Genomic DNA, 21,992 nt, shown 5'->3' on the forward strand with positions numbered 1-21,992 from the left:
CTTGATGCACTTTTGGAGACCCCAACATGAGCCATTTGAATCGCCGTCGTTTCCTCGCGATCTCTGCCTGTGCTGCGGCGAGCGGCATTGGCCCCGCCAACGCGGCCCCGGCGGAATGGCGCGGGGTGGCGCTGGGCGCGCAGTCCATCCTCAAAATCTCCGGTCTTCCACAGGCCGAGGCGGAAGGGATTTTTGCGGAGGTCAAAGCGGAGCTGGATCGGCTTGAGAATATTTTCTCGCTGTATCGAGACAGCGACCTGACGCGGTTCAATCGTGAGGGCACGCTTGCGGTACCTGCGCCGGAATTGTTGGAGGTCCTTGGTCAAGTGGATCAACTGCACCGCGCCAGCGGTGGGGCGTTTGATCCAACGGTGCAAGCGCTTTGGAATGCCCATGCCACAGGCAGTGACGTGATCAAGGCGCGGGCAATGGTGCGCTGGTCAGATGTCAGCTTTGACACCCAAGCCGTGACGTTTGCGCGGCCCGGAATGGCGTTGACGCTCAATGGCATTGCTCAAGGCGCGATTACCGATCGCATCGCGGCGCTTTTGTCCGCGCGCGGGTTGAACAACGTGTTGATCGATATGGGGGAAATCGCGGCGCTAGGTGTGCGTGAAACTGGCGAACCATGGCGTGTCGGTGTGATCACTCCGGACGGTGGCCTGGTGCGCAAACTGACGCTCACAGACCGCGCATTGGCGACATCAGCCCCCGATGGATTTCGCTTGCCGGATGGCGTGTCCCATATTTTGCAGCCGCACGGCGGCGCCCCGACGCGGGCATTGGTCAGTATCGCTGCACCTTCGGCCGCATTGGCGGATGGCCTGTCGACAGCGGCATGTCTTTTGACGTCAGCTGATACTGAAAAAATGGTTGCACAGTTCGCAGGCGCAGAGGTTATCTCGGCCGTCTGACGCCCTGAATGCCACGCGCGAAAAGACCCGATGTCTGTTAGTGGATTGCGCGGCGTTCTAACTGGCGTCGATGGTGCCAGATCAAGATGCCCGACAACGTGATCAGGCCCGCGCCCATTGCGGTTGGCAAATCGGGTGCGTCGCCAAATACAACCGCGCTCATGATCGCCATATAGATGAGATAGCTATAGGAAAATGGCATCAAGAAGTGCGCCTCAGCCAATTTGTGCGCCCGGATCAGCATTTCGTGCCCTGCCCAAGCAAAGGTGCCAATGGCGCCCATCAAAAGCCATTCGCGTGGCGTATCCGGCGTGGTCCAGACCGACATCGCGAGCGGCGCAAGGCAGACTGTCCCAACAAGTCCCAGTGCCAATTGCATGATGGCGGGCGGCACATCGGCGGCTAGCTTGCGCGTCAGGATCGAATAGACCGCCAATCCCAGGGCGGGGATCAGCATCATCGCCGCCGCCCACTCCATCTGCGCATCAAACGGGCGGATCACCACCAGCACGCCTGCAAAACCGATGCCGACAAAGCCCCATTGCCGCGCGCCGATATGTTCGCCCAGCAAGGGGCCAGACAGTAGGCACACAAATATCGGGGCTGAAAACATGATCGCCGAGGTCACGGTCAGCGACAGGAAACGCAGCGCGAAGAAATTGACCATTGTTGCCCCGACAAGGATCAAAGCCCGCAGGACCAACACACCCCAGATCCGGCGCGGCAGACGCAATGCCGACCGCTCGCCACGCGCCACGGTTGCGCAGGTGATCGCGCATTGCACCGCATAGCGCATGAATGCCAATTGCAGCGCACCAAAGCCCGCAGCCAGCAGCCATTTTGTCGAGGTGTCCGTCAGGGTAAACAAGGCATTGGCCGCAAGCATCAGGCCCACCGCATAGGTGGCTACTTTTTGACCACCTATACCCTGTGGGGCGTCAGCCATCTTTGAATTGCGCGACGTAATGCTCCAGCACTTCGGGCACAAGTTTCTCACCCATACCCGCATCCACCGCGCCTTGCAGCGCATCCAACGTGTTGCCGCCCATCAGCGTCTCAAGGCCTGCATCTTTGGTCATCTGCACATAATAGCCCACGTCTTTGGTGGCGTTCTTGATCGAGAACTGCATCTTGGAGGCATCGCCCTCAAGCGCATAGCCGGCGATGAAATCCATCATCATCGAATGTAGGGGGCCAGAGGACACCACATTATAAAGGTCTTGGCGTTCGATGCCCATTTTATCGGCCATCGCAAAGCCTTCGGTCAGGCCGTTGACCATGCATTGCGCAAAGAAGTTGTTGATCAGCTTGGTGGCATGGCCCGCGCCAAGTGGCCCAAGGTGGAAAACGTTCTCTCCCAGATCGTCGAGCACTGGTTTGACCTTGTCAAAGGCGGCCTTGTCGCCCGCGCCCATGATGTTGAGCAGCCCGTCAATGGCCTGTTGTGGTGTACGTCCCAGCGGCGCGTCCAGATAGGCGCTGCCAGCGGCGGCAGTTTCCGCGCCAAGCGCTTGGGTGGACGCAGGCAGGGAGGTGCCAAAGTCGATAACCGTGCTGCCCTGTTTCAGGCCCGCCAGAATGCCATCCGGCCCGCGCATCAGGCTTTCGACCTGTGCGCTGGTGGCGACGCACAGCATGACGATGTCGCTGGCTTCGGCCACTTCGCGGGCGTTGGAGACCTCGGTTGCACCTGCGGCGACAACCTCGTCCACCAGCGGGCGCGACCGGTTCGCGGTCACGGTGACGTTGTAGCCCGTGTTCAGCAGGCGTTTCACCATCGCGCTGCCCATTAGGCCAATGCCGATATATCCGATGTTGGGTTTGCTCATGTCTCGGTTCCTTTTCTTTTGGTGCGGTCAGGGCTATGTGCCGCGACCTGAATGAGGGTGTCTATTGCGGCTTACATCACCGCGCCGATTTGCCAGGGGACGAATTCATAATCGCCTAGCCCCTGCGCCTCGGATTTGCTTTGCTCGCCGCTGGCCACGGCGAGGATCATCTCGTAAATCTCACGTCCTTTGTCCGTCAAACTGGCGTCGCCTGTCAGGATCGAGCCTGCGTCCACGTCCATGTCTTCGGACATCTTGCTGGCGAGCTCGCTGTTTGTGGCGATCTTGATCGTCGGAGCGGGTTTTGAGCCAAAGGCTGACCCGCGACCGGTGGTGAAGCAAACGATATTGCACCCGCTGGCGATCTGCCCAGTGACAGAGGCGGGATCATAGCCGGGGCTGTCCATAAACATCAGCCCTGCCTCGCGGATGGGTTCGGCATATTTCAGCACACCATTGAGCGGCGAGGTGCCCGCTTTGGCCACAGCGCCCAAAGATTTCTCCAGAATGGTCGTCAGCCCGCCCGCCTTGTTGCCCGGGGATGGGTTGTTGTTGATCGAGCCGCGATTTCTCTCGGTGTAGTCCTCCCACCAATGGATAAGGCCGATCAGCTTTTCTCCTGTGGCCTGGTCTTTCGCCCGCTCAGTCAGCAAATGCTCGGCGCCATAAACCTCCGGCGTTTCCGCCAAGACCGTGGTGCCGCCTTGTGCCACAAGCAAATCACTGGCGTGCCCCAAGGCAGGGTTCGCCGTGATGCCCGACCATGCGTCCGAGCCGCCACATTGCAGCGCCACTTTCAACTCCGAGGCCGGACAAGGTTCGCGTCGCGCCTCATTGGCCAGCGGCAACATTGCGCGCACCTTGGAAATGCCAGCCTCCACCGTTTTGCGCAGCCCAGCCACGTTTTGGATGTTCATCGTCTGAAACAGCGGGCCGTGTTTCAGCCCGTAAGCCTCCAACAACCAGTCAATCTGGTTCATCTCACAGCCCAACCCCACCATCAGCACACCGCCATGATTGGGGTGGCGCGCATAGCCCCACATCACGCGTTGAAGGGCTTCAAATCCGTCGCCAGAGTCGGCCATGCCGCACCCTGTGCCATGCACATAGGCCACGACGCCGTCCACGTTGGGATAGGCCGCCATCTCCTCTGGACCAAACGCCGCCGCGATCATCCGCGCGGCCGTGGCGGAACAGTTCACCGAGGTCACGACCGCGATGTAGTTGCGCGTTCCTACGCTACCATTTTCGCGGCGATAGCCCATAAAGCTGTCGATGTGCGATGCCGGCGCTGGCGGGTGCAGATTGGTCGAAAAGCGATAGTCGCCCGCAACCCCACGAAAGGCCACGTTGTCGGTGTGAACATGCGCGCCCACCGCAATCGCCTCGGTCGCGTAACCGATCGTTTGGCCGTATTTGCGCACCGCCGCGCCATTGGCTGTGGCTACCACGCAGACCTTGTGCCCGCGCGGGATCGCCGCAGAGACCTTCACGCCACCCACCACCGCGCCGACTTCCAGACGGGTGGTGGCGACGGCGACGGTATCGCTGTCAGCGAATTTCACAAGCGACATGTCGGACCTTTCTCAGAGCAAGACAGTGACGATATTGGGCCAGATCAACAGCACTGCCAAGGCCATCATCTGAATTCCGATGAACGGCAGGAAGCCTTTGAAAATATCGGTCAAAGAGATATGCGCCGGCGCCACGGATTTCAGATAGAAAGCCGCCGGTCCAAAGGGGGGCGACAGGAAGCTGACTTGCATGTTCATACAGAAGAGAACCCCGAACCAGATCGACACATGATGCGGTGCCAGCTGGCCGATAAACCCGATTTCCTCAATCGGCAGTCGTTTCACAATCGGCAGGAAGACCGGAATGATCAGCAACACAATGCCCACCCAATCCATAAACGCGCCCATAAACAGCAGGATCACCATCATCGTCAGCAGGACCAGCATCGTCGGCATCTCGCTGCCCACAATCAGGTTGGCGATATAGTTCGGCCCACCCGCAAGCGTATACGCCCCCGCCAGTGCCGCCGCACCAACCGTGACCCATATGATCGTGCCGGTTGAGCGCAACGTGCGCATCAGGCTGTCCCAGATCAGCGCCACCGACGCTTCGCCGCGCGCCACTGCGATGATGAACACGGCCAATGCGCCCATGCCTGCGGCTTCGGTGATGCCGGTGATGCCGCCATAGATCGAGCCAAGCACAACGCCGATCACGGTGAATGGCGGGACAAGGCCTTTGCCGTGTTCCCAGCCGGCTTTGGTGCGTTCGCGGCCAAAGATAAAGAACGCCATAACCGCAGCGCCGATCACAAAAATCGTCAATGGCCTCAAGTGATACGCCATGCCGAGTGTGATCGGATCGGCAACAAGATCAGGATCTGCGTTGATGCCAGTCAAGGTGAAGTAAAGCGCCCGGAGAAACAGGAGCGAGCCAAAACCCATGCCCATTACGCACAGAAACGCGCCAAACATGCCGAGTTTCTGAATGCCTGTCGGGTCGCCCGGTTGTGGGTCTGGCAAAGGGGCATCTTGCGGGCGCAGCTGTGTGCGGACCACGATATAAAGAATGATAAAGCTCGCCAGCATGAACCCCGGCACAAAGGCACCGGTGAACAGCGCCTTGATCGAGGTTTCCGTGATCAGACCATAGATGATCAGAACAATTGACGGCGGGATCATTGTGCCGAGTGAACCCGACGCACAGATTGTGCCAATCGCGAGGTTTTGGTTATAGCCAAGCCGCAACATCTGGGGCAGGGCGATCAGGCCGAGCAAAACCACCTCACCACCAATGATCCCCGACATGGCCGCCATGATCACCGCCATCAGCGAGGTCACAATAGCAACACCGCCGCGCACGCGGCTGAGCCAGAAATCAAGTGAGGTGTACATCTGTTTGGCGATGCCGGAGCGTTCCAACAAGGCCGCCATAAAGATAAACAGCGGTACAGATATCAGCACGTATTCCGTCAAAAGATCGAATATCTTCTGCGTTAGAATATATAGCGCACCGGTGCCCGGTCGGCTGGTCAACATGCCCTCGCCAAAGGTCCACGGCTGCAACAAAAGCGTGGGTTCAAATTTCATCACCAGCACAACAAGTGCCAGCACAGCAGAGGCAAAGCCTAGCGGCATGCCAATGGCCAAAAGGATGATCAGGCCAAAGACCAGAACAAGTGAAATTGTGCCAATATCCATCAGTCTGATCCAACGCTTTTCTTGAGTATTTCCAGCTCTTCCTGGTCAATGTCGTCCGCGGCGGTGTGCACCTCGGGTTCCAAATTCCAGTCCGAGATCACGTTGATCACCGCCTGCGTCGCGATCAGCGCCACAATGATCAAAATCATCGGCTGCACGGTTGCCGGAATGGGGGGATCAAAGGCTGTGCCGAACATCTCCCATTTGTAGAATTTGGTGATGAAGACCTGCTTGTAGCTGCCAAAGATCAGAAAGCCCGCAAAGACCACAATCAACGCGGCACCTGTCACGTCAAAACACCGCTGTAGCCAACGGGGCACAACGTCATAGAGCAGAAAAATGCGGATGTGACAGCGTTGCTGCATCGCATAAAGGCCAGAGAACAGGAACACGTATCCTGCGAACCACAGCGTCAGCTCGTTGGCCCACAACGTGGGCGCCTCAATGGCGTAGCGCAGAAATACTTCATACAGCATCACCAGCGTCATTGAGATGATCAGGATCATCGTGATGCGTCCGACAAACAATGCAGTGCGGTCAATCGGGCGCCAGTTCTGAAACTCCATGGGCGCGACACGTATGGTGCGCGTGCCAATGACAAAGATGATTGGCAGCAAGATCAGCGCCAGCCAGTCCAGAATGTCGGCATACCCGCCAAACAAGCCGGGCATATCCGGTGTGACGTCTTTGCGATAATGCAGCTGGCTCATCTGCTCCACGAGGCTGTCGCTCGCGGGTGGAATAAAGCTCAGGATATAGGCCGGTGTGTGCCACACCGCCCAACCCGCACAAACAAGGAACGCAAATGGCACAAGCCATTCAATCAACGCCCCCGTAGATATGATCGGTGATCTCTCTGTTGTGTCGGTCACGACGCCCTCCCCGCGCTATGCCACCTTATGGTGTTCTATGAACGCTCGGTCCGGTGTGACACCGATCCCTGCGCCCGTCGGGATTTTGACCCGACCGTTGTTGTTTTTGACCTGCGCCTGAATATTGAGCGGCTCTTGCAACAGGTTGTCACGGAATTTGTTGTCTGTGGTGTCAAATTCCAGCATTGGCTCCCAAGGGTGCAATCCTCCCGGTAACGGCGGCATTGCGGCCAGCAATTGCAAGTTAGTCGCCACCGCTATGGCGCTGCCCCAGACGTGGTTGATCACCGGTGTGAAGTGCGCGTGACACAGCGCCAGCACCCGCAAGTATTCGCTGATCCCGCCGAGGGCGCAGACCTCGGGCTGGGCTATATCGAGCGCGCGCGCCTCCAAAAGGCTGCGCCAGCCCCAGCGGTTGAACTCCGCCTCACCGCCGGAAATGTTGACCTTGAGCTGCGCGCGCAATTCGCGGTAGCCATCCAGATCTTCGGGCGCGATGGGCTCTTCAAACCAATAGGCGTCCAACTCTTCTAGTCCACGGCCCACATAAAGCGCGTCGCTTGTGGTGTAACAATGGTTGGCGTCGACCATGAATTTGAACGTCTGGCCAACGCCCTCGCGCACAGCTGCCGCCAGCGCGATGTCTTTTCTGGGCCCAAGCCCGACTTTCATCTTGGTCGCAACAAAGCCGGCATCGCGGATCGCGGCGGCCTCGTCGATAAATCTTGCCCGCAGGCTTTCGAAGCTCTCAGGCCGCAACATCATGCCGTATCCGTAGACTGGCACATCTTCGCGGTGACGTCCGCCGATCATCTGCGAAATCGGCAGGTTTGCGATTTTGCCCGCGATGTCCCACAGCGCGATGTCGACGCCGGACAACGACTGCATCGGCATACCTTTTTGGCCGTGATCGCGCAGCAGATTGTAAACTTTGTGCCAGATCACATCGCGATCCAGCGGGTTCATTCCAAGCACCATCGGCTGAATGACGGTTTCGACAATCGCCTTGTTGGCCAGCGCCACATTGCCCGGACCAAAGCATTCGCCCCAACCCGTCACGCCCTCATCGGTGGTGACTTCGACCAGATGCGCGGAGCGTTTGTCGTAGTATTGCTGCGAATATCCGAGCACTTCCGGCATGTCATATTGCAGGACGTGGCTGGTGATTTTTGTAATTTTCATGGGAATATCAGTGCATTTCCGCAGGAAGCCTGCTGAGTGCTGTCGGCCGCGAGGGGATGCGGCCGACAACAGGGAGGCAGCGCGATCAGTCCGCAGACATCGCACCCATGCCGACCAGGAACTCTACGTGGCTTGCCAGCAGAGCTTTGGCTTCTGGTGTGGTTGCAAACTCTTCCCAGCCGGATTTCACAGCGTCGCGGAATTTGCCCAGCTCTTCGGGGGACCATTCGTAAAGGTTGACACCTTTGTCACGCAGCATTTTTGCGTTTTGGGCGTTTTTGACCTCGTTGATCGTGGCATTGTGCAGCGCGAGGCTGTCCATCGCCACTTCCATGATCTTTTTGTGCGATGCTGGCATTGCGTCCCACACATCCTTGCGGCACGCGAGGTGGTCAGCTGGCATCGAGTGGAAGCCCGGATAGTTGGTGTGCTCGGCGATGTCATACAGACCCAGACCGATGTTGTTGGTCAGGTTGGCCGCATCTGCGCCGTCAATGATGCCGGTTTCCAGCGCGGTAAAGATCTCGTTGAAATCCATCACGATGGGCGAGGCGCCAAGGTTTTTGAACACCAGTGTCGCCATGCCGGGGGGCGAGCGGAACTTCCAATCTTTGAAATCTTCAACGCCGCGGATTGGGCGTGTGGACGCCAGCGATTCAGGACCCGGGATCCACCAGCCGACAAATTCCATGTTGTGACCGTTGTACAGGTCGTTCACCGCATCACGACCGCCACCATGCAACAGCCAAGCCATCTGCTGGTAAGGGTTGGAATAGCCGCCCATCAGGTCGCCAGCGAACTGGAACGCAGGGTTTTTGCCGGTCTGATACGCACCGCCAGTCATGTCGCAATCCAGAATACCGGTTGCGGCCGCGTCAAAGGTCTCAGCCGATTTCACAACCGAGGATGAATAAAACATCTCGATCGCGATGTCGCCGCCGGACATTTCCATGACGTCGTTGACGTATTTCTCAGCCAGCTGGCCCGACAGGGTTTCCGGCGAGAAGTGTGTTTGAATACGCAAAGTTGTGGTCTGAGCAGACAGCGCGGACGCACCGACCGTCAGCGCGGTTGCTACCGCTAACAGTTTATTGGCCTTCATAGATCTTTTCCTCCCTAGATCTGTCGTGTCGAGTCCCAACGGTTTGCCGTTGATGGATTTGGTATGACCAAACTAGGTGCCGTTCGGTAATGTGGCAACAAAATAGTTGAAATTTCGAAAATTTCGAGATTTTATTCGACTCTCGAAATAAATTTGGTGTGACCATACGATGGGCGGCAGACGATGATGAGTATTTACGATACGATGCGCGACCGGCTGGTGAATGGACATTTCAAACCGGAACAACGACTTAAGGCCACTGACCTTGGGGTTGAGTTCGGATGTTCCGCCAGCGCAATGCGCGAAACGCTGTTTCGCCTGTCCACCGTTGGACTGGTCGATTTTCAGGAACAGCGTGGCTTTCGCCTACCGGGCAGCTCTCTGAAACTGCAGCAAGAGCTGACACAGATGCGCATACTGCTGGAATGCGAAGGCGTTTGTTTGTCGATTCGCTTTGGCGATCTGGGGTGGGAGGCGCGTCTGACCGCAGCCCATCACAAGCTGCGCCACATCGAATCGCGGGTCAAAGTTGACACCACAGATCGCGATACCCTGATCTTATGGACGCAGGCAGAGCTTGAATTTCACAAGACATTGCTCGAAGCGTGCGGCTCTACGCTGCTGATGACGATGCATGAAATGGTCTATCAGCAGTTTCGCCAACAGCTGATCACCAATGACCGCATGTTCCGGTTTGTGCCGGAAAACATCGACCAGCATCAGGACATCATCGACGCGGCCCTCGCGCGCGACGAAGAATTGGTTTGCATGCGCCTCACCACGCACTTGTCGCGCAGCCTTGTGGACGCCGAAGCTGCGCCTTTGATCGTCAGCCAGGGTGCCCGCCGTCAGCCGGGCGCGAAATCCTCTTCCAGATAAACCGCGACAATCTCGTCAAAAGTGCTCTCGGCCTCAAACCCCAGTTCGGTGGCCCGGTCGGGGGCAAAATCACGCGGCCACCCCGCCACGATTGCAGCAATCTCCGCGTCCGGCTTGGCGTCTATCAGATCGACTGCGGATTGTCCGGCCACGCAGCGCAACGCTTCGATTTGTTCCTCTACGGTGGCGCTTAGCCCCGGCATGTTCAGCGCACGCCGTCCTGCCAGCAACCCGCTGTCCAGAGTTGCAGCGTGGCTCAGAAACCCAGCCGCAGAGCGGGGCGATGCGTGCCAGTGGCGCACGGCGGTCGACACAGGCAGCACCGCACGCTCACCATTCAACGGCTCGCGGATGATGCCTGAGAAAAAGCTGGAGGCTGCAAGGTTTGCAGCGCCGGGTCGCACACAGATTGTCGGCAGTCTAATCGAGATCCCGTCGACAAAACCTTTGCGGCTGAAATCGGAGATCAGAGTCTCGCAAATCAACTTTTGCGCGCCGTAACTGGTCTGTGGTGCACACAGAAATTCATCGTCAATCTTTTCAGGGAACGGCCCGCCAAACACCGCAATCGACGAGGTAAAGACCAAGCGGGGGCAATACCCATCCAACGCATTCAAGGCGCGGATCGCTTCCAGCATTTCCCAAACGGGCGCCATGTTTTGCGCATAGCCTTTGTCAAAATTGGACTCGGCTTCGCCAGACACGATTGAGGCAAGGTGAAAGATCACGTCCGGTTTTTGGGCGATCAGTCCGCGCAGCGCGGCAGTGTCGGTCAGCGTCGCCTCAACATACGTCACGCCCGCCGAGGGGTTGGCTGGCGTGACGATATCGCAAACGGTGATGGTCTGGTTCGCTGCAAATGGCGCGTCGCGCAACTTTGCAATCAATTTGCGCCCAACCATGCCGGCGCCGCCAAAGATTAGAATATTGGTCATGAGCCCATCCCGTTCAGATCACGCAGTTCTTCATAGAGGCCCGAATGGTCACGCTCGGCGCCATCAAGGTCTTCGACATAGCGTTGAAAGCGCGCGCGCACCTGTTCCGTCATCGGCAGATGCAGCGATACCGACGCCGCTTCTTCCAGCGCGTTATTGAGGTCTTTCACCTGCAACCGCGACAACCCGCCTGGATCAAAATCGCGGTTTGTCATGCGCGCACCGTGCTGTTGCAAGATCGTGCTGTCGGCAAATCCGCCCTTGAGCGCATCGCGCACAGCCGCGGGATCAGCCCCGCCTTCCTCAAGCAGCAACATTGCTTCGGCAACCGCGCCGATGGTGGCGGCAACGATGGCCTGATTTGCCAACTTGGCGAGCTGTCCGGCTCCAACAGGGCCGACCCGCACCGGCCGGCCCATCAAACGCAGCACCGGTTCGATTTGGGCAACTGTCTCCGGCGATCCGCCAGCCATGATCGCAAGTGTCGCCTGTTCTGCGCCTTTGGTGCCGCCTGATACCGGCGCATCGACAAAGGCGACGTTATGCGCGGCCAGGATCTCTGCCACCGCACGGGCATCCGCGGGCTTTGTGCTCGACATATCGACCCAAACTGCCGTGGTCCGGAGCGCAGGAAGGCAGTCATTGACCAAGGTTCGCGTGATGGCGCCATCCGCGACCATACTGATCACCACCTCGGCGTCTGCGACGGCCTCGATGGCCGAATTTGCGATTGTAATGCCCTGGTTGTGCAATCCGGCGCATTTGTCGGCACTGCGGTTCCAGACCGTAAGCGGCACGCCGCCCCGCGCCAGATTGAGCGCCATAGGACGGCCCATAAGACCCACACCTAGCAAGGCTGTTTTGGGCTGTGACATTGCAATTTTCCTCCCGCCAAAAATCGGCTCTGTTGCCAATACTGACAGCATGCGCTTGACTGTCGCAAGATTTCTAGGCGATTTAAGCGCCAATGTTAGCGCTTAAACTTTGTGGGGCAGTGACCAAAATCGCACCGTCGCGATGCCGCCGCAATACCGACATGATACCGACGGGTCAGGGAGGACCTCATGGCTAAAATCACCAAAGATCAACTGCGTTCGCGCAAATGGTTCAACGACCCTGAAGATCAGGAAATGACAGCGCTTTATCTGGAGCGTTATCTGAATTACGGCCTGACCCGAGAAGAGCTGCAAGGTGGCAAGCCGATCATCGGGATCGCCCAGACCGGCAGCGACTTAAGCCCTTGTAATCGCCACCATATTGAGCTCACAAAGCGTGTGCGTGATGGGGTGATTGCGGCCGGTGGCACAGTGATCGAAATCCCGGTGCATCCGATTCAGGAAACCGGAAAACGCCCCACTGCAATGTTGGACCGAAACCTTGCCTATCTGTCTCTGGTTGAAACACTTTTCGGATATCCCATTGATGGCGTTGTCTTAAATATCGGTTGCGACAAGACAACCCCCGCTTTGTTGATGGCCGCCGCAACGGTCAACATTCCTGCAATCGCCTTGTCGGTTGGCCCCATGTTGAACGGCTGGTTCCGCGGCGAACGCACGGGGTCCGGCACCATCGTCTGGAAGGCCCGCGAGCTGCATGCCGCCGGCGAAATCGACGACGAAGGCTTTATGGACGTGGTCGCTTCCAGTGCTCCTTCGGTGGGGTATTGCAACACCATGGGCACAGCGACCACGATGAACTCTCTCGCCGAAGCGCTTGGTATGCAGTTGCCAGGTTCCGCAGCGATTCCAGCGCCTTATCGTGAGCGCGGGCAAATTTCCTATGAGACCGGAAAGCGTATCGTGGACATGGTTTGGGACGATCTGCGGCCTTCGGATATTATGACCCGCGAGGCCTTTGAAAACGCGATTGCAATCAACTCGGCGATTGGTGGTTCGACCAATGCACCGATCCATTTGAACGCTATTGCCCGCCATCTGGATGTGCCGCTGGACAACAACGATTGGCAGAATATTGGCCACAAAGTCCCCCTTTTGGTGAACTTGCAGCCCGCCGGTGAATACCTTGGCGAGGATTATCACCGCGCTGGCGGGGTGCCTGCTGTGGTATCGGAATTGATGAAGGCGGGTCTATTGCCACATCCCGATGCAATCACAGCCAACGGCCAAAGCATGGGCACAAACTGTGGTGGACGTGAAGTGATCAATCCGGATGTGATCAAGTCAGTGGATGCTCCGATTGTGGCAGAGGCGGGGTTTGTAAACTTCACCGGCAATCTTTTTGACAGCGCCATCATGAAGACTTCGGTGATTTCCGAAGAGTTCCGCGCCAAGTACCTGTCCAACCCTGACGACCCAAATGCGTTTGAGGGACGTGCTGTGGTGTTTGACGGGCCAGAGGATTTTTATGCGCGTATTGATGATCCGTCTGAAAGTATTGATGAAAATTGCGTCTTGTTCATGCGGGGGGCCGGGCCGAAGGGCTATCCGGGCGGTGCTGAAGTGGTCAATATGCGTGCGCCTTCCTACTTGCTGAAGAGGGGTATTAACGAGCTGCCTTGCGTTGGGGATGGCCGGCAATCTGGCACGTCGGGATCGCCTTCTATTCTGAATGCCTCGCCCGAGGCCGCAGACGGGGGTGGTCTGGCGCTTTTGCAGACTGGCGATCAGGTCCGATTTGATCTGAACACATGCACTGCAGACATGTTGGTGAATTTCGAAGAGCTGCAAAAACGCGCGTCTGACTTGGTGGCAAATGGCGGCTATACCGTGCCCGAAAGCCAATCGCCGTGGCAGCAATACTTTCGTGAGATGGTTCAGCCTTTCGACAAGGGTATGACCCTGCGCGATGCGCCGAATTATCGTGACATTGCCCGCAAACACACACCAAGGAATAATCACTAAATGACTGATTTACTTGTTCTTTGTTCCGTAACGGACGACATGCGCGCGCGGTTGGATGCCGGTTTCACATATCAACGCGCCAAAGATTTGGACGATGTCGATGCGTGGCTCGAGACCCATGGCGCTGGCGTCAAATTCTTATTGACTGACGGCCATATCGGGGTTCCGCAGAACGTTTTGAATGGATTGCCGAGCCTGACCGCGATCAGCTCGTATGGCGTGGGATATGACAGCATCGATACGTCGGTCACCAACGCGCGGGGGCTGCCTGTGTCACATACGCCAAGTGTGTTGGACGACGAAGTCGCAACCACTGCTTTGTTGTTGTATCTCAGTGTGATGCGCAATTTTCCGGCTGAGATTGCACAGGCCAGATCGGGTGCGTGGGAAAGTGAAGGCGGTCTGGGGCTGTCGCGGTCTGCAGACAATCGCAAGATTGGTATCCTTGGTCTTGGGCGCATCGGCAAGGCGGTGGCGCGAAAGTTGGAACCATTTGGGACTGACATTTGTTACACAGGACGGAGCAAACAGGATGTGCCTTACACGTATTTTGCAGACCTGACTGAAATGGCGTCGGACGTGGATGCCCTGATCTGTATCGCGCCGGGCGGCGCGGCGACGCATCATCTTGTGAATGCTGATGTGCTCCGCGCGTTGGGAGCGGACGGTGTATTAGTTAATGTCGGGCGGGGGTCCGTTGTGGATGAGGCTGCATTGATCGCCGCTTTGGCAGCCGGAGAAGTTGGTGGCGCCGGTTTGGATGTGTTCGAAAATGAACCGCATATTCCGCAGCCACTGCGAGAGGCCCCTAATGTGGTTGTGACACCGCATATTGGTAGCGCAACGGAAGAAACCCGCCGCGCTATGGGCGACTTATCGATTGATAACTTGTTGGAAATGAAGGCAAAGGGGCGAATGATCACCCCCGTGCCGGAATGTGCGCATTTGTTTGACTGAGTGGGGCGTCTATCGCCCCATCCACCCGCCATCCACGACAAGAATTTCGCCGTTCACATAGTTGCTTGCGCCAGAGGCAAGGAACACAACCGGCCCTGCAAAATCCTCCGGCGTGCCCCAACGGCCCTGCGGGATGCGCTCCAATATTGCTTTGGAACGTGCCGCGTCGTCCTGGAGCGCTTGGGTGTTGTCGGTGGCAATATAGCCTGGCGCAATGGCGTTGACGTTCACGCCTTTACCAGCCCACTCGTTGGCCAAGGCTTTGGTCAGTTGGCCGATGCCGCCTTTGGACGCCGCATAGCCCGGAACCGTGATGCCGCCTTGGAAGGTCAGCAATGAGGCTGTGAAGATGATCTTGCCGGATCCCCGCGCGACCATGCCTTTGCCGATTTCACGGCTGAGGACAAATTGCGCGGACAGGTTCACTTCGACCACTTCGTCCCACCACGCGTCGGGGTGCTCGGCGGCGGGTTTGCGTTTTATGGTGCCCGCATTGTTTACAAGGATGTCGGGCGCAACACCGTCCGCCTCGAGTTGGGCCACAAAGGCATGCAGCGCGGCGCGGTCTGAAAAGTCACATTGATAGGCACGGAAGGTTCGGCCCATCGCGGTAACTGCTTTTTCGACCTCTGACCCGCTGGTTTCCAACGAAGCGCTGACACCAATGATGTCGGCACCGGCAGAAGCAAGCGCTTCGGCCATGCCGCGACCAATGCCGCGCTTGCAGCCGGTGACAAGGGCGGTTTTTCCGGAAAGGTCAAAGCTTGAAAGGATAGTCATAGGTTTGCTCCGACTTGGATGAGGCTTTTCATTGCGGTGGGGCTTTTGTCCAGTGATTCAAAGGCTTGTTGGATATCGTCCAATGGGCTGACGTCGGTGATCACGCGCTCGGAATCGATCGCGCCAGAAATCACCAGCTTGATGGCTTTTTCATAATCTTCGGGCTCGTAAACCCTTGCGCCGATCAATTTTAACTCGCGCCAGAAAAATTGGAAAAGGTCGATCTGCGGTTTTTGCGCGTGGATCGCGACCATGACGATGCGCGCACGAGTGGCGGCGCAGGCGGTCATGGCGTCTACGCCGGGCTGTGTGCCGGAAACCTCGAATACCACGTCTGCGCCTTTGTGGTTGGTGCGGGCATTGATGGCGGCGGGCAAGTCGGTTTCTGCGGGGTTGATTGTGTCAAATCCCATGGCTTGTGCGATGGCAAGACGATGTGTGTTTACTTCGGAGATCACCACGTTCCCGCCTGCATCCCGCGCAACCATCGCGCAGAGAATGCCGATGGGGCCTCCGCCAATGACGAGCACGTCCTCACCTTGCGTCAGACCCGACAGACGCACATCGTGACAGGCCACCGCGGCCGGTTCAATCAGCGCTGCATGGTCCATGCGCATATCATCAGGCAGGACGTGCAATGTGTGGGCCGGAACGTTCCAGACTTCCTGCATTGCGCCGTTGGTATCCAGACCGAGGAATTTCAGGTTGTGGCAGATGTGAATGTGGCCAGCATCGCAGGCGGGACAATCCCCGCAGTGATCCAGCGGGCGGACGACCACCTTTTGACCCGGAGAAACGTTTTTTACGCCGTCGCCGACAGCCTCGACGGAGCCGGACATTTCGTGGCCTATGATCCGTTCAAAGCCGACCCGGGCATCCATGTTGCCATGATAGACGTGCATGTCGGTGCCGCAAATGCCGCAAAAAGCAATGCGAACGGCGACTTCTCCGGCGCGTGGTTTTGCCACCTCGATGGAGTCTACAGTAAAGGTTTTGTTGCCTCGATAGTGGGCAGCCTTGATATGCGTATTCATGGTTTTACCCTTTCAGGCGTTGTGAGTTTCGCGCAGTTTGTCCCAATCAAAGGTCACCCCGGTGCCGGGAGTGTCGGGTGCAACTGCAAGATGGTTTTCAACCACCAACGGGCGGGTGGTGTATTGATCGATCGGGAAGCTGTGAACCTCAAGCCAGCCCGGGTTGGGGCGAGCGGAGACGAGGCTGACGTGCAGCTCCTGCATGCCGTGGCTGCAGATCGGGATGTTGTGGCGCATGGACTGCTCGGCCACCTGAAGCCAACCGGTGATGCCACCACAGTTGGAGGCGTCAGGTTGGACATAGCTGAGGGCCGCATCGCGGAAGGCATATTCGAATTCATGCAGTGTGTGCAGGTTTTCCCCCATGGCGAGCGGCATACCGGTGGCGCGGGCGATTTCGCCAAAGCCGTGATAGTTGTCAGGAATTGTGGGCTCTTCAAACCACAACAGATCAAAGGGCGCAAAAGCGTGACAGGCCTCGATGGCTTGCGGCACTGACATTGCGTAATTGGCGTCGACCATAAATGCGCGGTCCGACCCCAATACGTCGCGGATGGCAGCGATGCGGGCCACATCTTCGGCAAGCTCCGGTTGGCCAATCTTGATTTTCACAGCGTTAAACCCCGACGTCAGATAGCCTTTGGTCTGGTCGATCAGTTTTTCTAACGGGAAGTTGAGATCAATGCCGCCGCAGTAGGCTTTGCATCGGTCTGACGCGCCGCCTGCCATCTTCCACAATGGTTGCCCCGCCTTTTTGCAGCGGATGTCCCAAAGCGCGATATCTACAGCGGAAATCGCAAAAGAAGCGATGCCGCCGCGGGCCACATAATGCATGTGCCATTGCATGGCATCGTAAAGTGTCTCTACGTCGGTGGCATCGCGGCCTGTAAGAAAGGGCGCTAAATCGTGTTTGATCATGGCCGCAATCGATTGTCCGCCGCGCCCGCCTGTATAGGTATATCCGGTGCCTTCTGCGCCGTCGCTAAGGCGTAAAGTGACGGTGATCAGCTCAAAATGGGTGTGGTCGCCGTGTTTTGCGTCGGAAAGCACCTCGGCCAAGGGGACATTGAAGCGCTGAACATCGACATCTTTGATTGTCGTCATGGTGACTGTCCCTCATACAATTGGCTTTGCGCGGGATCTGTAGGGATTCGCGTAAATCTTTATGTTTGGTATGACAAAAAATATCCATCACGTCGAGCTTTCAGGAATTATTGCGCACATACTTGGCATTTGGTTGAGTTTTTGTCATACAAAAGTGACGACGCCCAGTGGCCGCGTCAGGAGACCCTTGGAATGCAGAACCTTTCGGAAGCAACCCAAAAGAAACGCGCCGCAGATCGCTTGATCCGCACGTTTGAACAACAAATCATTGATGGGACGCTCAAGGATGGCGACCCGCTGCCACCCGAGCGAGAGATCGTTCAGGAATATGGCGTGAGCCGCACGGTTGTTCGTGAAGCGGTGGTGGCCTTGTCCAACAAAGGATTGGTAGAGGCCAAGCCGCGGTTTCGGCCAGTGGTGCGTAAACCCGGCTATGACACTGCAATTGAAACGGTCGGGTCCGTTGTGGAAAGCCTGATCCGGCAATCAGGCGGGGTGCGTAACCTTTTTGATTTGCGGATAATGATGGAGGCCGCGTTGGTCCGTGAAGCCGCGCTAAGCGCGAACCGAGACCAGATATCCCAAATGAAAGAGGCGCTTGCGGCCAACGAAGCGGCGATTGAAGATTCTGAGTTGTTTTACGAAACCGACGTTGCTTTTCACGGGGTGCTTTATGAGATTCCGGAGAACGCTGTGCTGCCGTCGATTCACAAAGCCTATACCGGTTGGCTGTCGCATCATTGGCGCCAGATGCCCCGATTGGCCGATCGGAACCGCATAAACTTTGAGTCACATAGCCGAATTTTCGAGGCGATTTTGCACCGGGACCCAGATGAAGCGGAACGGGCGTTGCGCAAGCACATGTCCGATGCCTGGCAGCAAGTGCGGGTGACTTTTGGCGAGATATAAAGGAAGTCGCTGACATGCGGATCGGGGTGTTCGGTGCCGGGTTAATAGGACGAAAGCATGCGGAGCTGGTCGCGAGGCGCGGGCACCTTATCGCGCTCGTTGATCCGGATCCAAAAGCGAAAGCATTGGCGCAACAACTGGGCTGTACTCATTATCCTTCGCCTGAAGCGTGTTTGGACGCGGCGCAACTGGATGGTGTTATCATCGCGACACCAAATCAAATGCATGTGGAGCACGCACGCCTGTGCATGTCTCTTCGGCTGCCGATGTTGATTGAAAAGCCAATATCTGGTCAGGCGTCAGATGCCCGTGCTTTGGTTGCGGAGTCAGAGAGCCTCGGCATTCCTATTTTGGTGGGACACCACCGGCGTCACAATCCCAAGGCCCAGCGAGCGGCGCGCGCGATGCGGGAAGGCGATCTGGGCAAAATTGTCGCTGTGACGGGCCACTTCTTGCTCTACAAGCCGGATGAGTATTTCGATGTTGTGTGGCGGCGCCTGCCGGGCGCCGGGCCGGTTTTCATCAATCTGATTCATGATGTTGATCTGATGCGGTTCTTTGTTGGCGAAGTCACCGAAGTTATGGCTATGCAGTCATCGGAGGCACGTGATCTTGAGGTCGAGGACACCGCCAGCCTGATGTTGCGGTTTGAAAACGGCGCGCTGGGCAGCTTTGTGCTTTCTGATGCGGCAGTGTCACCTTGGTCCTGGGAATTCACCGCCGCTGAGAATTCAGCCTATCCCAATGTGTCTGCCAATGCGTATCAGATTGCGGGCACGCATGGCGCGCTGTCGGTGCCGGATTTGCGATTGTGGCGACATCCGCAAAAACGCAGTTGGTGGGAACCGATGGAGAGCCGCGATTTGACGGCTGAGAACGGGGACCCATTTGAGCGCCAGTTTTCTCATTTTTTGAAGGTTTGTGAAGGCGCCACACCATTGGTGTCGGCACGAGAGGGGCTGCGTAGCCTAGAGGTTGTCGAAGCTGTCAAACAGGCGGCCACAACAGGCACGTTGGTGAAGTTGGATCATGCCTAAATCCATCGTTTCGGATTTTAGGTGCTTTTTGAACCTTTGATTAAGGCTTTTGCCGCAAGCTAGGCGCAGTTTGTATGGTAAATTCAGAGGCCCTGGTTTGGTTAGGTTCGCCAATTTGATTTTGTGCGCGCAGGCGTGCGCAATTGCTTTTCTTTTTTCAAGTATACCGCTGGCCGCTGGCGTGCGCGAGTTGCCAATTAGTGCGGACCGTTGCGCCATCTTTTACGCGCTGACGGGACGGGTCGATGCTGGGTGCGCTACGCCGGACCCGTCGGTGCATGGGACCCTTAGGAAGCTCCCATCTGCGTCGGAATTCTCCAAGAAAGCCGCGCCATTGCGGGGTATCGCCGAAGAGCAGGGGTATTTTGTGAGATTTGAGTTCAATTCAGACAGCCTCACACCGGAATATACCGCGCATCTGGACCGTCTGGCGCAGGTCCTGGTCAGCAGCGCATTGGAAGGCAGCTGCTTTATGTTGGTTGGACACTCCGACACGGTTGGCGGCGAAATTTACAATCTGGCGCTGTCCAAACGACGCGCTTCGCAGGTGGCAGCCTATTTGGTCGCTAGGGGCGGCGTGTCTCTTGCGCGGCTTGGGACCGAAGCCCGAGGTGAGGCCACTGGCGTGCCGGGGGTGCCGGGGCCGCATCCATTAAACCGACGGGTGGAGATATTGGCCAAACGCCAAACCGCCGACGGGTGCTGAGATGTGGAGTTTTCGGATTGTGTTTGTGGTGGATGAGTTTTGCGACATGTGTGGTTGCGCAAAATAGCCATGTCGCCCTGGTTGTCGGGAACGGACATTATCGTGATCTGCCCATCTTGCCAAATGCGACACGAGATGCGCGTTCAATCGCGCATATGCTCAAGCGTCTTGGGTATCAGACGGTTTTGGTTACCGACACGACCCGTGAACAGATGTTAAGTGCGGTGGCGCGGGTGCGGATCCTGGCAGGCAGTGCGTCACAAGTTGTTATCTATTATTCCGGTCACGGAGTGGAAATTGACGGGGCAAGCCTGGTTTTGATGTCTGACGCGCCCAAGCAAGGACTTATTCAGTCAAAACACGCTGTTTCGGTGTCTGCTTTGATCGGCATTTTTTCTGATAAGCCAAGGCAAAAAATCGTCATGCTGGACGCTTGCCGCGACAATCCGCTTCTGATCGGCGGCAACTTGTCTGGGCAGACAGATCGACACCTTATGGCTGGCACATTCCTTGGGTTTGCCGCGCAACCAGGGGGCTCGGCTTTTGATGGCCAAGCCCGTATCGGCCCTTTTGCCCGTGCGATGATAACCGAGTTGGCGCAACCGGCCCAGCCAATTGAGGATTTGATGCGCAATGTACGATTGCGTGTTGTGACGGCAACCGACGGGCAGCAGGTGCCGTGGAGTATGAGCTCGCTGATGCGCCCCGCATATTTGAGTGGCCAGCCCAAATTATGAAGTTAAGTCGCGCATGTCCGCCATCGGGATGAAACGTATGGCGCCAATGAAGGCGCTGGCGTGCGTGTCAAGATTCGGCGTTCCAGACCACGTTTCCAAGGAGGGATCAGCGGCCCAGATGTTAGCAAATAGGAAGCTGGGCACCGAGGGCAGCGTTGCTTCATGTTCGGTAACTTCGAAAATTACCTGATCTCCGGCAAACCATCGGATGCGGTCGGGCAACCATTCAAAGGCGTAGAGCCGGGGTTTGTCCGCTGCATCGAACCCCAAGTCAATGAAATGGTTGGTGAGTTGCCCATTCACAAACCAAGCCGCATGCAGGCGCGTGGTGTCTTTGCCCAGAAATTCGATGTCGATCTCGTCGTGGCGCGTACCATAGTAGTCGCCCGTGTAGGTGAAGAAACCTGTGATGATGCCTTCGCCTTGGGCCGGCTGCATGACCACTTCGTAGCGGCCAAAATGAGTCGGCGTTTCCCTGCGAAGGGAGGCACCCGCAAACCGGTTGGTTCCTGTGGATTTCGGCGAAAGATAAAGGTGAGCCCCATTGCTCAGGTGAACCTGATCTTGGGACCAATCCGTATCAAAATGTGGATGAGAAAACTCGTAGTTTGCCACATGCCATCCGTCTGGATGAAGGGCGTCGAAGGTTTCAATAAACCCTTCTGCAGCCGTTGCCAATGACGCCGCCATCCCCATGACCAGCCCCCCAAGTAATTCTAGTGCAGACCAACGCCCCATGTCCGACTCTTCCCCGTTAAGGTTAACGAAATTTAAGGTTAATGGGCATTCGGTGCGCGCGCGCGCGTTCAATTGCAAGAAAGAAAACGGTTCATGGTTAATGGCGTCGTCGGCCAATCAACATTGGTTCGTCGGCCTGCTGCTCTTGTCCGTCATCAGATAATTTGAGACAGATGGCAGTTTGACTTTGAGAGGTCATCG

Annotated in this window: 21 protein-coding genes and 1 pseudogene; 8 read left to right on the plus strand and 14 right to left on the minus strand. The window is 57.1% G+C overall.

The features are described 5' to 3' along the window. The first annotated feature begins 26 nt into the window (after nucleotides 1-26). Nucleotides 27-914, plus strand: a complete 888-nt coding sequence (locus SHIM_RS17440; RefSeq protein WP_054003933.1) for an FAD:protein FMN transferase — start codon at nucleotides 27-29, stop codon at nucleotides 912-914. A gap of 37 nt (nucleotides 915-951) precedes the next feature. On the opposite strand, the gene SHIM_RS17445 is transcribed toward SHIM_RS17440, so the two are convergent. The 8 genes and pseudogenes from SHIM_RS17445 to SHIM_RS17475 form a co-directional block, all read right to left on the minus strand. Then, the gene (locus tag SHIM_RS17445) at nucleotides 952-1,860 is read right to left on the minus strand and encodes a DMT family transporter (RefSeq protein ID WP_054003934.1); all 909 of its coding nucleotides are present in this window, start codon (nucleotides 1,858-1,860) and stop codon (nucleotides 952-954) included. Continuing rightward, the gene (locus SHIM_RS20680) at nucleotides 1,853-2,287 is read right to left on the minus strand and encodes an NAD-binding protein (protein WP_342585521.1); all 435 of its coding nucleotides are present in this window, start codon (nucleotides 2,285-2,287) and stop codon (nucleotides 1,853-1,855) included. Before SHIM_RS20680 ends, SHIM_RS17445 begins: the two co-directional genes overlap by 8 nt. Beyond that, a pseudogene (locus SHIM_RS20685) lies at nucleotides 2,261-2,752 on the minus strand (NAD(P)-dependent oxidoreductase); the annotation flags it as partial. The gene SHIM_RS20680 and the pseudogene SHIM_RS20685, both read right to left, overlap by 27 nt. A 62-nt stretch (nucleotides 2,753-2,814) precedes the next feature. Further along, nucleotides 2,815-4,317 (minus strand): UxaA family hydrolase, encoded by a 1,503-nt coding sequence (locus tag SHIM_RS17455; RefSeq protein WP_054003936.1) that lies wholly within the window; start codon nucleotides 4,315-4,317, stop codon nucleotides 2,815-2,817. Between the two features lie 12 nt (nucleotides 4,318-4,329). After that, on the minus strand, nucleotides 4,330-5,958 hold the full coding sequence (locus SHIM_RS17460; RefSeq protein WP_054003937.1) for a TRAP transporter large permease: 1,629 nt from the start codon (nucleotides 5,956-5,958) through the stop codon (nucleotides 4,330-4,332). Then, entirely contained in the window at nucleotides 5,958-6,830 is an 873-nt protein-coding gene (locus tag SHIM_RS17465; RefSeq protein WP_241488916.1) for a TRAP transporter small permease subunit, read from the minus strand. The genes SHIM_RS17460 and SHIM_RS17465 overlap by 1 nt, the downstream gene beginning before the upstream one ends. A 15-nt stretch (nucleotides 6,831-6,845) precedes the next feature. After that, a complete protein-coding gene (locus tag SHIM_RS17470; protein ID WP_054003938.1) occupies nucleotides 6,846-8,012 on the minus strand; it encodes a mandelate racemase/muconate lactonizing enzyme family protein in 1,167 nt (388 codons plus the stop codon). Nucleotides 8,013-8,097: 85 nt separating this feature from the next. After that, nucleotides 8,098-9,114 carry a TRAP transporter substrate-binding protein gene (locus SHIM_RS17475; RefSeq protein ID WP_054003939.1) on the minus strand — a complete coding sequence of 339 codons (1,017 nt, stop codon included), beginning with the start codon at nucleotides 9,112-9,114 and terminating at the stop codon, nucleotides 8,098-8,100. 183 nt (nucleotides 9,115-9,297) lie between these two features. Here SHIM_RS17475 and SHIM_RS17480 point away from each other — a divergent pair, with 183 nt between their 5' ends. Then, nucleotides 9,298-9,993, plus strand: coding sequence for a GntR family transcriptional regulator (locus SHIM_RS17480; RefSeq protein ID WP_082358448.1), 696 nt, complete (start codon nucleotides 9,298-9,300; stop codon nucleotides 9,991-9,993). On the opposite strand, the gene denD is transcribed toward SHIM_RS17480, so the two are convergent. Further along, nucleotides 9,963-10,928: a D-erythronate dehydrogenase gene (gene denD, locus SHIM_RS17485; RefSeq protein WP_054003940.1), complete on the minus strand. Its 966-nt coding sequence runs from the start codon at nucleotides 10,926-10,928 to the stop codon at nucleotides 9,963-9,965. The genes SHIM_RS17480 and denD overlap by 31 nt on opposite strands. After that, nucleotides 10,925-11,803, minus strand: a complete 879-nt coding sequence (locus tag SHIM_RS17490) for an NAD(P)-dependent oxidoreductase (protein WP_054003941.1) — start codon at nucleotides 11,801-11,803, stop codon at nucleotides 10,925-10,927. Before SHIM_RS17490 ends, denD begins: the two co-directional genes overlap by 4 nt. Before the next feature lie 189 nt (nucleotides 11,804-11,992). Here SHIM_RS17490 and SHIM_RS17495 point away from each other — a divergent pair, with 189 nt between their 5' ends. Continuing rightward, nucleotides 11,993-13,789 (plus strand): IlvD/Edd family dehydratase, encoded by a 1,797-nt coding sequence (locus SHIM_RS17495; protein ID WP_054003942.1) that lies wholly within the window; start codon nucleotides 11,993-11,995, stop codon nucleotides 13,787-13,789. Next, nucleotides 13,790-14,746, plus strand: a complete 957-nt coding sequence (locus SHIM_RS17500) for a 2-hydroxyacid dehydrogenase (RefSeq protein ID WP_054003943.1) — start codon at nucleotides 13,790-13,792, stop codon at nucleotides 14,744-14,746. A 9-nt stretch (nucleotides 14,747-14,755) separates the two neighbouring features. On the opposite strand, the gene SHIM_RS17505 is transcribed toward SHIM_RS17500, so the two are convergent. Genes SHIM_RS17505 through SHIM_RS17515 form a run of 3 tightly spaced genes read right to left on the minus strand, consistent with a single transcriptional unit; the run spans nucleotide 14,756 to nucleotide 17,664 of the window. Then, a complete protein-coding gene (locus SHIM_RS17505; protein ID WP_152926594.1) occupies nucleotides 14,756-15,520 on the minus strand; it encodes an SDR family oxidoreductase in 765 nt (254 codons plus the stop codon). 2 nt (nucleotides 15,521-15,522) lie between these two features. Then, nucleotides 15,523-16,560 (minus strand): zinc-dependent alcohol dehydrogenase, encoded by a 1,038-nt coding sequence (locus tag SHIM_RS17510; protein WP_152926588.1) that lies wholly within the window; start codon nucleotides 16,558-16,560, stop codon nucleotides 15,523-15,525. 12 nt (nucleotides 16,561-16,572) lie between these two features. Then, on the minus strand, nucleotides 16,573-17,664 hold the full coding sequence (locus tag SHIM_RS17515) for a mandelate racemase/muconate lactonizing enzyme family protein (protein WP_054003945.1): 1,092 nt from the start codon (nucleotides 17,662-17,664) through the stop codon (nucleotides 16,573-16,575). A 192-nt stretch (nucleotides 17,665-17,856) separates the two neighbouring features. Here SHIM_RS17515 and SHIM_RS17520 point away from each other — a divergent pair, with 192 nt between their 5' ends. The 4 genes from SHIM_RS17520 (at nucleotide 17,857) to SHIM_RS17535 (ending at nucleotide 21,053) form a co-directional block, all read left to right on the plus strand. Then, nucleotides 17,857-18,573, plus strand: coding sequence for an FCD domain-containing protein (locus SHIM_RS17520; protein WP_054003994.1), 717 nt, complete (start codon nucleotides 17,857-17,859; stop codon nucleotides 18,571-18,573). 14 nt (nucleotides 18,574-18,587) lie between these two features. Next, nucleotides 18,588-19,610, plus strand: coding sequence for a Gfo/Idh/MocA family protein (locus tag SHIM_RS17525; RefSeq protein WP_054003946.1), 1,023 nt, complete (start codon nucleotides 18,588-18,590; stop codon nucleotides 19,608-19,610). A gap of 181 nt (nucleotides 19,611-19,791) precedes the next feature. Continuing rightward, entirely contained in the window at nucleotides 19,792-20,316 is a 525-nt protein-coding gene (locus SHIM_RS17530) for an OmpA family protein (RefSeq protein ID WP_193749953.1), read from the plus strand. 32 nt (nucleotides 20,317-20,348) lie between these two features. Next, a complete protein-coding gene (locus tag SHIM_RS17535; protein WP_054003948.1) occupies nucleotides 20,349-21,053 on the plus strand; it encodes a caspase family protein in 705 nt (234 codons plus the stop codon). Here SHIM_RS17535 and SHIM_RS17540 read toward each other — a convergent pair. Then, entirely contained in the window at nucleotides 21,048-21,908 is an 861-nt protein-coding gene (locus SHIM_RS17540; RefSeq protein WP_152926589.1) for a family 16 glycosylhydrolase, read from the minus strand. The two genes, SHIM_RS17535 and SHIM_RS17540, sit on opposite strands and share 6 nt — an antisense overlap. Between the last annotated feature and the right edge of the window lie 84 nt (nucleotides 21,909-21,992).

The sequence above is a fragment of the Shimia sp. SK013 genome, assembly GCF_001292625.1.
Classification (GTDB): Bacteria; Pseudomonadota; Alphaproteobacteria; order Rhodobacterales; family Rhodobacteraceae; genus Shimia.

Bases quoted from the DNA above. Each gene is read 5' to 3' on its own strand.
- SHIM_RS17440 (WP_054003933.1), top strand. From the start codon at position 27: ATGAGCCATTTGAATCGCCGTCGTTTCCTCGCGATCTCTGCCTGTGCT.
- SHIM_RS17445 (WP_054003934.1), bottom strand. From the start codon at position 1,860: ATGGCTGACGCCCCACAGGGTATAGGTGGTCAAAAAGTAGCCACCTAT.
- SHIM_RS17455 (WP_054003936.1), bottom strand. From the start codon at position 4,317: ATGTCGCTTGTGAAATTCGCTGACAGCGATACCGTCGCCGTCGCCACC.
- SHIM_RS17460 (WP_054003937.1), bottom strand. From the start codon at position 5,958: ATGGATATTGGCACAATTTCACTTGTTCTGGTCTTTGGCCTGATCATC.
- SHIM_RS17470 (WP_054003938.1), bottom strand. From the start codon at position 8,012: ATGAAAATTACAAAAATCACCAGCCACGTCCTGCAATATGACATGCCG.
- SHIM_RS17475 (WP_054003939.1), bottom strand. From the start codon at position 9,114: ATGAAGGCCAATAAACTGTTAGCGGTAGCAACCGCGCTGACGGTCGGT.
- SHIM_RS17480 (WP_082358448.1), top strand. From the start codon at position 9,298: ATGATGAGTATTTACGATACGATGCGCGACCGGCTGGTGAATGGACAT.
- denD (WP_054003940.1), bottom strand. From the start codon at position 10,928: ATGACCAATATTCTAATCTTTGGCGGCGCCGGCATGGTTGGGCGCAAA.
- SHIM_RS17490 (WP_054003941.1), bottom strand. From the start codon at position 11,803: ATGTCACAGCCCAAAACAGCCTTGCTAGGTGTGGGTCTTATGGGCCGT.
- SHIM_RS17495 (WP_054003942.1), top strand. From the start codon at position 11,993: ATGGCTAAAATCACCAAAGATCAACTGCGTTCGCGCAAATGGTTCAAC.
- SHIM_RS17500 (WP_054003943.1), top strand. From the start codon at position 13,790: ATGACTGATTTACTTGTTCTTTGTTCCGTAACGGACGACATGCGCGCG.
- SHIM_RS17510 (WP_152926588.1), bottom strand. From the start codon at position 16,560: ATGAATACGCATATCAAGGCTGCCCACTATCGAGGCAACAAAACCTTT.
- SHIM_RS17515 (WP_054003945.1), bottom strand. From the start codon at position 17,664: ATGACGACAATCAAAGATGTCGATGTTCAGCGCTTCAATGTCCCCTTG.
- SHIM_RS17520 (WP_054003994.1), top strand. From the start codon at position 17,857: ATGCAGAACCTTTCGGAAGCAACCCAAAAGAAACGCGCCGCAGATCGC.
- SHIM_RS17525 (WP_054003946.1), top strand. From the start codon at position 18,588: ATGCGGATCGGGGTGTTCGGTGCCGGGTTAATAGGACGAAAGCATGCG.
- SHIM_RS17535 (WP_054003948.1), top strand. From the start codon at position 20,349: ATGAGTTTTGCGACATGTGTGGTTGCGCAAAATAGCCATGTCGCCCTG.